This is a genomic window from Bacillus sp. FJAT-27251 (assembly GCF_001273925.1).
Classification (GTDB): domain Bacteria; phylum Bacillota; class Bacilli; order Bacillales; family Cytobacillaceae; genus Mesobacillus_B.
The window spans coordinates 1,038,733-1,052,408 of sequence record NZ_LIGG01000001.1 but is presented as its reverse complement, the minus strand read 5'-3'; the positions used below and the strand labels follow the sequence as shown (position 1 = coordinate 1,052,408).

Annotated in this window: 13 protein-coding genes and 1 riboswitch; of the genes, 7 read left to right on the top strand and 6 right to left on the bottom strand. The window is 46.2% G+C overall.

What is annotated here, in order from left to right:
• Window positions 1-53: 53 nt before the first annotated feature.
• From ADU22_RS04900 to ADU22_RS04885, 4 genes are all read right to left on the bottom strand, one after another.
• On the bottom strand, window positions 54-1,268 hold the full coding sequence (locus ADU22_RS04900; RefSeq protein ID WP_053361180.1) for a PP2C family protein-serine/threonine phosphatase: 1,215 nt from the start codon (window positions 1,266-1,268) through the stop codon (window positions 54-56).
• Window positions 1,268-2,092, bottom strand: coding sequence for a sigma factor SigB/phosphatase RsbP regulator RsbQ (gene rsbQ / locus ADU22_RS04895; protein ID WP_053361179.1), 825 nt, complete (start codon window positions 2,090-2,092; stop codon window positions 1,268-1,270). The genes ADU22_RS04900 and rsbQ overlap by 1 nt, the downstream gene beginning before the upstream one ends.
• Before the next feature lie 218 nt (window positions 2,093-2,310).
• Entirely contained in the window at window positions 2,311-5,364 is a 3,054-nt protein-coding gene (locus ADU22_RS04890; protein WP_053361178.1) for an Ig-like domain-containing protein, read from the bottom strand.
• Window positions 5,365-5,390: 26 nt separating this feature from the next.
• Window positions 5,391-5,474: riboswitch (cyclic di-GMP riboswitch) on the bottom strand.
• A 264-nt stretch (window positions 5,475-5,738) separates the two neighbouring features.
• Window positions 5,739-6,233 carry a hypothetical protein gene (locus ADU22_RS04885; RefSeq protein ID WP_053361177.1) on the bottom strand — a complete coding sequence of 165 codons (495 nt, stop codon included), beginning with the start codon at window positions 6,231-6,233 and terminating at the stop codon, window positions 5,739-5,741.
• Window positions 6,234-6,498: 265 nt separating this feature from the next.
• Between ADU22_RS04885 and ADU22_RS04880 the strand changes: the two genes are divergently transcribed.
• Together ADU22_RS04880 and ADU22_RS04875 are read left to right on the top strand one after the other, a co-directional pair.
• On the top strand, window positions 6,499-6,699 hold the full coding sequence (locus ADU22_RS04880; RefSeq protein WP_053361176.1) for a DUF378 domain-containing protein: 201 nt from the start codon (window positions 6,499-6,501) through the stop codon (window positions 6,697-6,699).
• Window positions 6,700-6,793: 94 nt separating this feature from the next.
• On the top strand, window positions 6,794-7,219 hold the full coding sequence (locus ADU22_RS04875; RefSeq protein ID WP_231687846.1) for a hypothetical protein: 426 nt from the start codon (window positions 6,794-6,796) through the stop codon (window positions 7,217-7,219).
• Between the two features lie 53 nt (window positions 7,220-7,272).
• Here ADU22_RS04875 and ADU22_RS04870 read toward each other — a convergent pair whose 3' ends face one another.
• The gene (locus tag ADU22_RS04870; RefSeq protein ID WP_053361175.1) at window positions 7,273-7,734 is read right to left on the bottom strand and encodes a ferritin-like domain-containing protein; all 462 of its coding nucleotides are present in this window, start codon (window positions 7,732-7,734) and stop codon (window positions 7,273-7,275) included.
• Window positions 7,735-7,868: 134 nt separating this feature from the next.
• Window positions 7,869-9,098 (bottom strand): NAD(P)/FAD-dependent oxidoreductase, encoded by a 1,230-nt coding sequence (locus tag ADU22_RS04865; RefSeq protein WP_053361174.1) that lies wholly within the window; start codon window positions 9,096-9,098, stop codon window positions 7,869-7,871.
• Window positions 9,099-9,264: 166 nt separating this feature from the next.
• Between ADU22_RS04865 and ADU22_RS04860 the strand changes: the two genes are divergently transcribed.
• The 5 genes from ADU22_RS04860 (at window position 9,265) to ADU22_RS04840 (ending at window position 13,545) form a co-directional block, all read left to right on the top strand.
• Window positions 9,265-9,885, top strand: coding sequence for a DUF3298 and DUF4163 domain-containing protein (locus tag ADU22_RS04860; RefSeq protein ID WP_053361173.1), 621 nt, complete (start codon window positions 9,265-9,267; stop codon window positions 9,883-9,885).
• Window positions 9,886-10,106: 221 nt separating this feature from the next.
• The gene (locus ADU22_RS04855; RefSeq protein ID WP_053361172.1) at window positions 10,107-10,934 is read left to right on the top strand and encodes an electron transfer flavoprotein subunit beta/FixA family protein; all 828 of its coding nucleotides are present in this window, start codon (window positions 10,107-10,109) and stop codon (window positions 10,932-10,934) included.
• Window positions 10,934-11,968, top strand: a complete 1,035-nt coding sequence (locus tag ADU22_RS04850; RefSeq protein WP_053361171.1) for an electron transfer flavoprotein subunit alpha/FixB family protein — start codon at window positions 10,934-10,936, stop codon at window positions 11,966-11,968. Before ADU22_RS04855 ends, ADU22_RS04850 begins: the two co-directional genes overlap by 1 nt.
• Window positions 11,952-13,247: an FAD-dependent oxidoreductase gene (locus tag ADU22_RS04845; RefSeq protein ID WP_053361170.1), complete on the top strand. Its 1,296-nt coding sequence runs from the start codon at window positions 11,952-11,954 to the stop codon at window positions 13,245-13,247. The genes ADU22_RS04850 and ADU22_RS04845 overlap by 17 nt, the downstream gene beginning before the upstream one ends.
• A gap of 1 nt (window position 13,248) precedes the next feature.
• A complete protein-coding gene (locus ADU22_RS04840; protein WP_046523874.1) occupies window positions 13,249-13,545 on the top strand; it encodes a ferredoxin family protein in 297 nt (98 codons plus the stop codon).
• Window positions 13,546-13,676 lie beyond the last annotated feature (131 nt).

Genomic DNA, 13,676 nt, shown 5'->3' with positions numbered 1-13,676 from the left:
CCCCCAGCGCGTTAAAGCGCTGAGGGTCAGGCACTCTTTAGTTTGGTGAAGGATTACTTTAAATCGGCAAGGATGAAGCATTGGTCATCGGCTTTTTGAGAGGGCTGTTGGTTGTCTTCAAGCGATTGTATGATGATTTGTTTCAGCCTGCCGATTGGGGTGGAACAGTTTTCCTTTAAAAGGGGAGAGAGGTGGTTGCAGCCCAGAAAGTCGGTCACGCCATCCGTGTACAGCAGCAGCCTGTCGCCCTCGGAATAGGAAATGGTCTTTGGTATGTAAGCAGCGCCTTCAAACATTCCAATCGGGATATTGGTAGAAGCGAGCTCTTGTTGTTCCCCGGTTGTCACACTCTGCAAAAGTGCTGAAGGATGACCGGCATTGATGTACTCGATTTGCTTTCTTTTTATATCAATCAAAAGATAGATGGCCGTGCAATAATGCCTTACTTCTTCTTCCTTTTGAAAAAGGCTGTGAAGATGCGAGTCCAGCTCATTCAGCACTTTCTCTGGCCGGGCACCGCCTGGAATCAGTCTTTGGAAAAGAGAGTGCAAGGACATGGTGATCAAAGCAGAGGAAATTCCATGCCCCATCACATCCAAAAGGATCACTCCATAGCGGTGGTCATCGATTTGATAAAATCCGTAAATATCACCGGAAAGCTGCCGGGAAGCTTTGTAGTAGGATTCAATCTGGATCCCCGAGTGATCAATGGGATCCGTCAGTGAAATTTCCTGTATTTTTCGCGCCAGTTCAAGCTCTTTCTCGGTTTCCTGTTTGAACTTCTGGTTTTGCCTGTTCAATTTCACCAATTCCCTTTGCTGGTCCTTCAGGTTCCTAAGCGCCATGCCAAGCTCCGAATGCGCCTTATGCTTGGCGACAAGGGCACCTTCCGCTTCTTTTTTGGCAATGAGCAGTTCATTTTCATATTCGCTTCTCTTGCGAATAGGGATAAGGATGCAATCCGTTTCGGTTTTTCCATCCATCTCCCTTTGGACCGCATTGATGATAACAGGGATTTCTTCACCAGATGGTGATTGAAGGGAAAGATGCATTTCCTCCACCCGCTTTTCCCGTTTTAAAAGCGGGACAAAGTAAAGCTGGTAAAAGACCTGGGCAGGCACGGTAAGCAGAATGCTGACAGGCCTGCCGGATAAATCTTCCCGCCGGCAGCCAAGAATGGTAAGCATGGTTTGATTGATTTCAAGGATATGGCCTTCAGCAGATATTGTGATAAAGCCACATGGTGCGTGATCCAGCAGGCCGTCCATCAGGCTAGCACGCCTACAGATGTCTCATTCAAGTATTGGCGGATGAGCTGTACAGTTTCCTCCGGGTGGCTCATATGAGGGCAATGCCCGGTCGCCATCATCTGCTTGAAGACGCTGTTTGGAAGGTGCCGGTGGAGATACTCCCCGGCGGATACAGGTGCAATAATATCATCAGAGCATTGCAGGATCAGGGTCGGTACGGTCACCCGCGGCAAGTCTTTCCGGTTGTCCGAGAAAAACGTCGCTTCCGCAAACTGGCGGGCAATAAGCGGGTCAGTCGAACAAAAGCGCTCCTCAAGCTCCCCTTTAAGCGCGGGACGTGACGGATTGTTCAATATTGTCGCAGCAAACATGGTCGCCCAGCCAATATAGTTCTTTTCCATCAGTTCCAGCAATCCCTGGAGCTGTTCCCGTTCAAAACCGCCGAGATATTCCGGAGGGTCATTCAAATAGCAAGGCGAGGGCCCGACCATAACCAGGCTGGAAAAGGCTTGCGGCTGGCGCAATGAGGCAATCATGCCAATCATGCTGCTGACGGAATGGCCGACAAAAACAGCTTGCTCCAAATCCAGGGCAGCACAAACATCCAGGACATCCTGGGCGTAGCCTTCAAGCGTGTTGTACCGGACAAAATCATACGCCTGGAGGTCCGAGTTTCCAGAACCGACATAATCAAAGAGGATAACCCGGTAATCATCCTTAAACGCCTCAGCAACCGTCTTCCAGACAGTCTGGTCACAGCCGAAACCAGGAGCAAACAACATGGCCTTATCGCCATTTCCAAAAACCTTAACATTGTTGCGAACAATAATATCTTGGTCCATCACCATCGACTCCTTTCCTTTAATGTCACTTAGTTAACACTATGTAGATGTTATTAACTATCATAGCATAGGTTGGTGAGGATACATTCATTTTAAAATTTGGGTGGGGGGATTTTAAGCGTCCCTGGAGTAAAGTGAATTTTTAAGTTTATTATGAGGGGTTAAAAAAATTCGCGATAAAAAACCTGCCTTTCCCGTGTGGGAGAGGCAGGTTTAAATTAGTTAGTTTGGTTATTATTTATGACTTTAACAGTAACTTCTGATGTGTTATTTGCCTTATCTGTGGCCGTTACAATCAATTCAACATTATTGTTTATTGATCTACTAAGAGTTAAATTGAAGCTGCCGTCTGGCTTGACAGAGCCGGTTCCCACCGGTGTGCCCGTTGTTCCCTCACTTTTCAAGTAAACCTTGATGGTTGCTCCCGGTTCAGCAAACCCTCCTGTTACGGTTGTTACACTATTGTTGCCAGTTGTCCTAACCGCGATAACATTTGTTAGGACAGCAGCAGTCTTATCAATCGTAAATTTAACCGTTGTTTCATTACCGGCTAAGTCCCTTACAACAAGTGTATAATCGCCTTCAGCAGAGACAACTGTGCCTGAAAGGAATGTGTTGCCATTCAGGGTGGCCGTTCCTTCATTGAAAACAGGAGTGACGTTAACTTTATAAGACTGATTATTCACTACGCCACTAACCACAGGGGCAGTTTTATCAATCGTAAAGGAAACGGTTGTCACATTGCCAGCTTGATCGGTCACAACCAGTGTATGGCTTCCTTCTGCAGAGACTGTTGTACCAGAGGTAAAAGCATCTCCATTCAATGTGGCGTTTCCTTCGTTAAAGGTTGGAGCCACGTTGGTATTGTAGGCGAAGCCATTGATTACATCGCTTACTGTTGGCGGTGTTTTATCAATGTTTGAAATTTTAACCATCTTTCTAGTTACATTCCCCGCTTCATCTGTCGCCACAAACTCGAACTCGCCATTTTGTTCGAAATTGTGGGTTGTCTTATTTAGAGTACCCTCATTGGTTGTTACTGTGACAACAACATCCTGATTGGTTAGGTCTGTGTTATAAGGATCCACCGTAATTACCGGAGCTGTTTTGTCTATATTGGTAATCGTTATGGTTTTGACGGTTTCATTTCCCGCCTCATCCGTTGCAATAAAGTCAAAAGACCCATTCTCAGTAAAAGTGTGGCTTGTAGCATTCAATGTACCTTCATTTGTTTTAGCAGTTACAACAACATCCTTGTTAGTCGGTGAAGTATTGTAGTCGATCACGGTAATAACGGGTGCAACTTTGTCGATATTGGTAATCACGATTTTCTTCTTTGTTTCGTTACCGGCGCGGTCGGTTGCGACGAATTCAAACTCGCCGTTTTTCTCGAAAGTGTAGCTCTCTTGGTTCAATGTGCCCGGTTCGTTCATTCTTACATTGGCTGTAATATCCTGATTAGTTGGATTAGTGATATAATCCTCAACGATGATTTCTGGTGCAACCTTGTCGATGTTTGAAATGGTTACTTCTTTCTCGGTTACGTTACCGGCCCGATCTGTCGCTACGAATGTAAAGCTGCCGTTTTCGGTAAAAGTATGGCTTGTCTCATTCAAAGTGCCTTCTTCACTCATGCTGACTTCTACGGTCACATCCTGGTTTGTCCAATCGGTATTGTAAGGTTTCACAGTAATTTCCGGTGCTACCTTATCAATATTAGTAATTTGGACTGTGTGCCTTGTGGCATTGCCAGCTAGATCTGTCGCAACGAATTCAAAGCTGCCGTTTTCAGTAAAGGTATAGCTTTCTTCGTTAAGTGTGCCATCCTCGTCGATACTGGCAGTGACAGTGATATCCTCGTTCGTCCAGTCTGTTGAATATTCACTAATAGTGATTTCCGGTGCCACTTTGTCAATATTCTCTACCTTGACCTGTGCTGTCCCTGTGTTTCCGGCTCTATCAACAAAAAGAAATTCAAACTCTCCATTCTCCGTGAAAGTAATGCTCGGAGACCCTTCATTGTTCAGGATGTTAACCTCTTCACTTGGCTCAATTGTAACCACCACATCCTGGTTTGTGGGTTTCGTCTTTGAGTAACTCACTTCTGCCGTTGGAACAACTTTATCAATATTTGCGACATTTATTTCTACTTCTCCAGTGTTGCCGGCAGCATCCTTAAACTCCAGGGTAACATTTTCATTTTCTGAAAATGTAAGATTGTAAGTTTTGCTGTCTTTCTCTTCAAAATCCACTGTTTCTGGTAAAGTTTCTAGATTTGTAAACTCAACCGATTCTGTCATTCCTACTGATACTATTACATCTTCATTTGTCCAATCAGTAGTCGAGTAAGTAAGTGAACCGACTGGTGCTTCTTTATCAATATTCTCAACGCTTACAGTCACAGAGCCTGTATTTCCAGCCCGGTCTACAAAGTTTAACTCGAAGCTGCTATTTTCTGTAAAAGTAAAAGTTTTGGTATCCTTATCAAACGTCACTGTATCCGGAATTTCATCAGTATTGGTGTAGGTCACTTCTTCACTAGCTAGAATTTTAGCCACTATATCCGTATTGATTGGTGAAGTAGTAGAATATTTAACTTCAGCCGTAGGAGCAACCTTATCAATATTATTAATAGTTACAGTTTCTTCAGAGGTATTTCCAGCCAAATCGGTAGCCTTAAAGGTAAAACTACCATTTTCCTCAAAAGTATAGCTTTCTTTATTAAGCTTTCCTTCTTCATTGATGCTGGCATGTACCGTTATGCTCTGGTTGGTCCAATCCTTTGTATATTCATTAAAAGTAATGGCTGGTGGTGTCAAATCAACCGTTTTGCTCACTGTTTGGGCACTTGTATGCACAGCGCCTGCTGTTTTTCCATTTTGGTATACAGTATAAGCATCAACTTTGATTTGTTCGTCTTTCTTTTCAGAAAGATTTTCAGGATTTAACTCATGCTCATACTCAAACGACCAAAGTTTATCAGCGAGTTTCTTTGTGGCGGCCTTCACTACCTCACCATTGACCTTCAGCTCCAGCATGGGGCCATCGATGACAACGGTTCCACTTAACTTTACGGTACGTGCATTATTCACACGGGCAGGAATAGGGTTGAGAGTAGTGATTCCAGTGACTTTGTTTAACTCGGTTCTTCCAGTGGTAACTTCGGCTTTTCCTGAGTTTCCTGCAGCAAGGATGGTCGGTGCGGTTGGGCCAAAAACCAAAGAACTGGCCAAGACGACAGTACCCAGCTTTTTAATCTGTTTTTTCTTCATTTCGTTACTCCTCTTATAAAATTTTTTAATAAGAGGGCCGGTTACACTAGTAGCTCCTTATAGCCCAAGTGTCCAATTACAGGCTATAGTTCATTGCTTCCCGTACAAGGCGTTTATGGCAACCAATCTATTGCTTAACGCCTTGCTATAAACGGTAAACGACATATTTTTGCGGCCGCTTCGATATATCGAACATCGTTCTATGGCACTATTGTAAAATATTTACTAGGAAATAAGTATCGTTTTTAATCGACAAAACCTAAGAAAATTTCGACAAAAGTCATGAAAATAGGAGAGCCTTCATTACTAAATGTTAGCTCTCCATATCTTATCGTCCTCATTATTCGTTTTAGGGAAGGTTACCTGATTTTTAGCTATTGAAGTGAAACACCTTTCACATACAGTGTGCTGGTGCTTGAAACCAGTTCGACCTTAGTAACTACATGGCCAGAGTTTCCTGGGAATTGACTGTTAACTTCAGGGATAATACCTTCTGAAGATACGGTTTTAAATCCATTAAGATTAAATCCATTAACTTGATTTGCCTTCCTAGCACCATAATCAACGCTACCAGCCACATTAGAAGTTCTTGTATGATCCACAGTGTGGGTTGTTTCTCCTTTTTTCCCTTCCCCGGTTGTCCATTCCACTGTTATTTCATAACTTTCAACAGTTTCAAAGGTAAATGTAAGGTCGTTTGCAATAGCTTGCATCTGAGCATTATTAAGTCCCAAAGCCGTCTGCACATCTCCCTTGCCAACAAAGCCTGTACCTGTAGATGAATCAAACGTCACCGCCGCAAATGCTGAACTTGAAAATACGCTTAGTGCCAATGCTCCAGCTGCCAGTCCTGTTAATACCTTCTTCATTAAAATTACCTCCCTGTATTTTAATTACACAATTGATAGGAAAGAGGACCTAGGTATATATAGAATTTTTTATGACTTGTCCCGCCAATTTCATTATAGGTTCTTTATATTGAACAAAATAGTTTTTTATTTCGACAAATACGTTCAAAAACCATTATTCTCAGGGGGAAATATGCAATAAGATTAAATATTGCCACATTTGTATAGTTTATGTATAATAAATTTAGGTTATAGTTATACAAAACTTGTATAAGGGGTGTATTACATGAAAACAGTAAACATGGTTGCACTAATTTTATTGGTTGTTGGCGGTTTGAACTGGCTGTTGGTTGGTTTGTTTGAGTGGGATCTTGTCGGAGGCCTTTTTGGAGGAATGGACAGTGCCATTGCAAAATTGGTTTATATCCTAGTCGGACTGGCAGCAATTTACAGTATCAGCCTGCTTCCGAAGTTAAGCAAGAACTAACAGAGGATTCCGGTAAAAAGAGCAGAAATAAGTACGTGAAGGGCATTCCAGCGAATGCCCTTTTTCAATCCAATACGACAGGGGGAACAGTGGGGTGAAAAACAGAAGAGCAGCCAGGGTGATACTGGCGGGGACCATTTCGGGAATCATGCTGGGTTTATTTTTAAAACTGGTCGAAGAAATGACAGGATTAAGGGTGTACACCTTATTGTTGAATGTCGATTATATTCCTGTCCTAAAAGCGATCCCTTTGCCTGAAACCATCGAGTTTCTGCTTCACTTGCTGGTTTCAATTATTTTGAGTTTCTGCTTAGCTGTCTTCCTGTCGGCTAAAAGTTGGAGCCCTCGCAGGGATGGCTGGTTTGTGTTTGCCTTTTGTATTTTTATAGGCTTGCTCCTGTTTCCCACTACTGCACTTTCCGACCGCACTCCTGAATTAGGAAGCTTACCAGCTTTGGTTTTCTGGCTTATTGGCCATGCATTATATGGCGCTTTGCTCGCCTTATTATTGAAAAAGTAGTTGTTGTTCCATGGAAAAGGGCTGAACCACGCTGGTTCAGCCTTTTTTGATGCCTATGCTTTATTCTTGTATAGGAAATATAGAAACCAGACTGCGTGGTTTTGTTCATCGGCGGCTGCACGGCGGAAGGTTTCTTTAATGGTCATATCCAGGGTCTTTTCGGCGATGTCCATATAAAAATCGACTGTTTCCTGCTCGTCTAAAAAAGCAGCATCCAATCCCTTCATATACGTATCCTGGCATTCTTCCGTCATTTCCGAAGTCGGCTGCATTCCTGTCAATCTTGTATAGATTCTGCGGAAAGCCTCATAATGACGCCTCTCATCTTTCCGAATTTCAAGAATTTGGTCTCTAACCTTTTGTGTCGGGGCCATTTGGGCCAGCTTTTCATAACAGGCAATCGCGCTGTACTCCCCATTGATGGCTTTCTGGATATCTCTAGCCAGCTGACTGTTGCTCTGAGCCCGAATATAGCCTTGGTTGGATGGATCATAATAGTTTTGATAATAATACATCGGTGGTGCGCCTCCCCAGCTTAATCTGTCTCCTATACTATGGGCGGGGATAGGCAAACGTGCATGACTCCATCAAAAATGGTGCCTGACCCCCGGCGCGGTGAAGCGTTAGCGCGCCGGGGGTCAGGCACCGTTTAGTGCTGTGCTGGGCGAAGGGGGCGGTTTTGCAAGTAAAGTGGGAGGTCTGGGCTGTTTCCTTCGACAATTTCCTTGGAAATGATTTTCGACAGCATTTGACTGTAGACGGTTCCGTTGTCACCAAATGCGAACAGGAAATAGCTGTTTGGATACTCGTCGTAGATGCCGATGATGGGAAGGCCGTCAACGGTCCCGCCATAAAAGGCTGCCAGATAGTACTCAGGCTCCACTTTCAAATCAGGAAACATGAGGTTGAATTCTTTTATCAGGCGATCCTTCTTGGCCATAAGCTTGCTGTCCCGGTCCTCCGGATAGGCCGTATTATCATCAAGTCCGCCAATGATGATGCGGTTATCTGCAGTAGTCCGCATGAATAAATACGGGCGGGCGGTCTCCCAAATGAGAGTGCGGTTATACCAGGCAGAAAAATCTTCGACTGGCTTGGTGGTCACGGTATAGGTGCTCACAAACGAGACATGTTTGTCTTTTCGGATGTCGATTCCCTCATAGCCTGCCGCGAAAATGACATAGCGGGCATGAATGGAATGGCCGGTCTTGGTCGTAACAATCATGCGTTCCTCTTGCTGGTTATAATGATGGCCGTTCATTTCGGTATTTTCATAAATGCGCACACCGTTTTTGGCCGCAAATTCCAGTAAGGCATGCGTAAACTTGTACGGATTGATCTCCCCGTCATTATAAGAGTAGATGGCCGCGTCCCGGCTAAAAGGATAGTGCGCCTGGATCTTTTCCTGCGTCCAGAAATCAAGCTCGAATCCATGCTGCTTTAAAAGTTCAAATTCTGCCTTTAGGCGGGGGACATCTTCCCCGCAGCTCGCGGAATAAAGAGTATCCCTCCGGGTGAATTCAAAATCCATTTCTACTGTTTTTGAAGCAGTCTCAATTTCATTGATCGCTTCTTTTAATAATTGCAAATGCCTCTCGATATAATCCTTTCCAAACGTATGAATCAAATCGGTGAACAGCTTTTCACCAGAGTATTGAATAAGGGCTGTGTTGCTGCTTGTACTGCCGCTTCCCGCCGTGTTTTTTTCAATGACCACCACATCCAATGAGGTATCTGCCAGGTAATAGGCACATTGAGCCCCCGAACTGCCTCCTCCCACAATCAGTACATCACAGTGAAGATCTTCCTCCAAGGCGGGGTATGAAGGGGGATCGGCAAGGGTGGCTGGCCAATAGTATTTGCCGGACTGTACATTCATTTTCTTCCGCTCCTTTCACAATTGCATACTGTTACTATTTCCAAGCTGTGGCAGGACATGCAGGCCATTGTAAAGATGGGGCTGACCACCTATCCGGCGAGCAGAGAAAGTCATTTCTGTCCGATTTCCCGAATACAATAGGAAAAAATTCAGAAGGTGGATGACAATGGCCATTACATTGCCTGTAAGCATAAGAAGTGTGAAAGTCCGCGGCGGGCCGAAGCAGAGTGTCTATTATCCTCAAGTCTATGGCATGCAAACCCAGCAGCTGCAGAGTTTCATCAACAGGACCATTGTTTTGCAAACACAGCAGCTGATCAACCAACAAGCCGGAAATATGCCCTCGACTGTGGAAGAGATGATTGGCTACTATGAGATGAAAAACAACCAGCGAATGGTACTGAGCCTGTCTCTCTCCAATTACACATACCATTTCCATGCTGCCCATGGATTGACCTATATAAAGTCTTTAACTTTCGACCTCCAAAAGGGTAATCTTTGCGAACTGAAAGATTTGTTCAAGCCGGGAAGCGATTATGTTAAAAGGCTTTCTGAAATCATTGCCACTCAAATCAAGCAGCGGAATATCCCCATTCTTAACGGTTTTACAGAAATCAAGCCAAACCAGGATTTTTACATTGCCGATAAGGCTCTCGTCATCTATTTCCAGCTCTATGAAATCACGCCGTATGTATTCGGGTTCCCTATGTTCCCTATATCGGTTTATGAGCTGGGAGACATCATTGAAGAGAACGGGCCGCTTGGGAGGGTGGCGGTCAGCAATTAGCGGGAACATTGTTTTCATCTTTTCTGCATGCTGCCTAATGGCAGTTTTTTTTCATAACGGTGTTTCCACGTTTATCTCAGAAAAAGGGCATGTATGGGGCTTCCTCTTAATATAGTAAAAATAAACAAGCTTAAATTGACATCTGGGCCGGGCAGGGTCAGGGAAAGGAAAGGGACAAACTGCCAAGGCTGGAGTGGAAAGAAGGATTAGGAGGGGAATTCATGCTGCATATTGTGGCTTGCATCAAGCAGGTACCTGACACAAAGATCATTAAAATGAACCCAAAAACCAACACGATGGACCGCCGGACGGCACCAGCGATTTTAAATCCATACGATGCGCATGCCGTAGAGGAAGCGGTACGGCTGAGGGAAAAATACGGCGGCACGGTTTCCGTACTGACAATGGGTCCGCCGCCGGCCGTCAAGGCAATAAAAAAATGCATTGAAATCGGGGCAGACGAAGGCTATTTGATTACCGACCGCCGGTTTGCCGGAGCCGATACATTAGCGACCAGCTATTCGCTCACTAAAGCGCTTGAGAAAATCTCAAAGACAAGGCCTGTGGACCTTGTCATTTGCGGGAAGATGACCATCGACGGCGATACCGGACAAGTCGGTCCCGGCATTGCCAGAAGGCTTGACATCCCGCCGCTCACTTCAGTCAACAAGGTGGTTGAAATCAACCAGCGTGAAGGCTATGCGGTTGTCCACCGCAAGCTTGAGGAAGGATATGAGGTCGTGCAGTCCGCCTTGCCATGCTTGATGTCGGTTGAAAAAACCATCAATGAAGTGCCGTATTCGCCCTTCCCGAACATGCTGAAGGCGGCAAGGTACGAACCTCATATCTGGTCGGTTGATGATTTGGAGGATATCGACATCAAGCAGCTCGGCCTTAAAGGTTCCCCAACAATCGTATCCAAGGTATGGGCGCCGCCGAAACCGGAAGGCGGAACCGTCTTCGAGGGATCATCCCAGCAGCAGGTTGAACAGCTGCTTTCTGTCCTGCTGGAGAAGAAAGAATTGTTTCAAGCCAAGGAGGGTGTCTGATGGATTTTAAAGATTACAAGGGAGTCTGGGTCTTTATCGAAGAGAAGGATGGCGAGATTCCTTCCGTATCGCTTGAACTGCTGGGGGCAGGCAGGAAGCTGGCTGACAAGCGGAGCGTGGAGCTTGCAGGAATTTTAATCGGGTATAACATCCAGCATTTAACGAAAAAGGTGTTTGAATATGGTGCAGATACCGTCTACGTGTACGACCAGCCGATTTTTAAACATTACCGGACAGAATCGTTCATGAAGGCTTTGCTTGAATGCTCGAATAAATATAAGCCGGAAATTATCCTGTTTGGCGCGACTTCAACAGGGAAGGACCTTGCCAGTGCGGTGGCGACGGACATGCCGACAGGGCTGACCGCGGATACAACGGAACTGGATGTTGAAGAGGATACAGGGTTGCTGCTGGCGAGCCGTCCGGCGTTTGGCGGCAACATCATGGCGACGATTTTATGTAAAAAATACCGGCCGCAGATGGCGACTGTACGGGCGAAAGTGATGAAGGCACTGCCTCCGGAGCCGGGCAGAACCGGCAAGGTGATTGAAGAAAGCGTCTCTTTAAAAGAGAACGATATACGCACAAAGGTGCTGGAAATTGTGAAGGAAACGACAAAAAAGGTGCGGATTGATGAAGCAGACATCATCGTTGCCGGTGGAAAAGGGCTTGGAAGCGCGGAGGGATTCCAACTGGTGCACCAGCTGGCTGAGGCCCTGGGCGGTGCGGTCGGAGCCAGCCGCGATGTCGTGGAAGCAGGCTGGATTGAGCACCATCACCAGGTTGGCCAGACAGGGGTGACGGTAACGCCAAAAATCTATTTTGCGATTGGCATATCGGGGGCGATACAGCATATTGTCGGCATGAAGAACGCCGGTCTGATCATCGCCATCAACAAGGATAGCGAGGCTCCCATCTTCCAATCCTGCCACTACGGAATTGTTGGCGATGCCTTTGAAATTGTCCCGATGCTGATTGAACAGTTTCAAAACGCGTTATCAAGGAAGGAGGTAAGTCATGTCGGAAAAGTTTGATTGCATTGTCGTCGGGGCTGGCCCGGCCGGCATTTCCTGTGCGCATGAACTGGCAAAAGGCGGAGCGAAGGTTCTTCTTTTGGAAAGGGGGGAGTATCCAGGATCAAAGAACGTTATGGGCGGCGTGCTTTACCGGAAAATGATGGAGGATGTGGTTCCGGATTTCTGGAAGGAAGCGCCGCTTGAACGGCCGATTGTGGAACAGCGGTTCATGATGATGGATAAAGAGTCGGCGGTCACTGTCGGCTACAAGGGGATGGAGTGGGGCAAGGAGCCTTACAACAATTTTACGGTGCTGCGTGCGAAATTTGACCAGTGGTTTGCGGAAAAGGCAGTACAGCAAGGCGCCATCCTGATTTGTGAAACGGTAGTTTTGGAGTGTATTGTCGAAAACGGCAAAGTCGTTGGCGTCCGTACTGACCGCCCCAATGGCGAGGTGTATGCGGATGTTGTCGTGCTCGCCGATGGGGTCAACTCGCTTTTGGCCCAGTCGCTCGGCTTTCATAAGGAATACAAGCCGGACGAAGTCGCCTTGGCCACGATGGAAATTTTAAAGCTTGATAAAGGCGTGATTGAAGACCGCTTCAATCTTGAGGACAACCAGGGCTGTACCATTGAGCTATTTGGCGACGCAACAAAGGGGATTTTGGGAACAGGGTTCCTTTATACGAATAAGGATACGTTGAGCATTGGCGTCGGCACCCTGCTTTCCGGATTGATCAAGCATAAAATCAAGCCGTACGAGCTGCTGGAATACGTGAAAAACCATCCCATGATCCGCCCTTATATCCAGGGCAGCGAGCCGCAGGAATATCTGGCGCACCTGATTCCTGAAGGCGGCTTCAACTCGATGGGCAGAATCGTCGGCGATGGCGTCATTGTCATTGGCGACGCATCCCAGCTGGTGAATGCCATCCACCGTGAAGGCTCCAATCTCGCCATGACATCGGGGCGCCTGGCTGCGGAGACGATTTTGACGGCAAAGGCCGCAGGCGATTTCACCGAGAATATGCTTGGGCTTTACCGTACAAGGCTGATGGCCGGATTTGTCGGACAGGATATGCAGAAGTACAAGGATTCGACCCACCATTTTGACAAGTTCCCGCAATACTTCGATGAGTACATTCCGATGATGAACAGGGCGATGAGCCAGATGTTCACGGTGGACGGAACATCGAAGTGGGATAAGCAGAAGAAAATCTGGAAGGACCTCGGAGGCACGAAAGAAAAAATGAAACTTGCTCGTGATATGTACCGAGCCTGGAGGGTGATCAAATAGTATGAGTGAACAGAAAAAGTTTCAGTCTATCGAAGAAAAGCAGTATCTTGTTCGCTTCAACGCCGATACGAAATCACATCTTCATGTAATGGACCCGGATATTTGCATGACCAGCTGTCCGGATAAAATCTGCACGATTTTCTGTCCGGCCGAAATTTACAAATGGGAAGACATCCGCATGCATGTCGGCTACGAAGGCTGCCACGAATGCGGCAGCTGCAGGATCGGCTGCCCGCACCAGAACATCAAGTGGGAGTATCCAAAAGGCGGCCATGGAATCGTGTTCAGACTGGGATAAACGTTAGTGGGGACTTTCCTTTGGGAAGTCCTCTTTGTCTTGGGAGGGGGGAGGTCGTAGTACAGGTGGATTCGGACAGGAGGAGAGGAAAGAAGCAAGGTGGAGTCCGAATGAGGGTCGTATTCGGACAG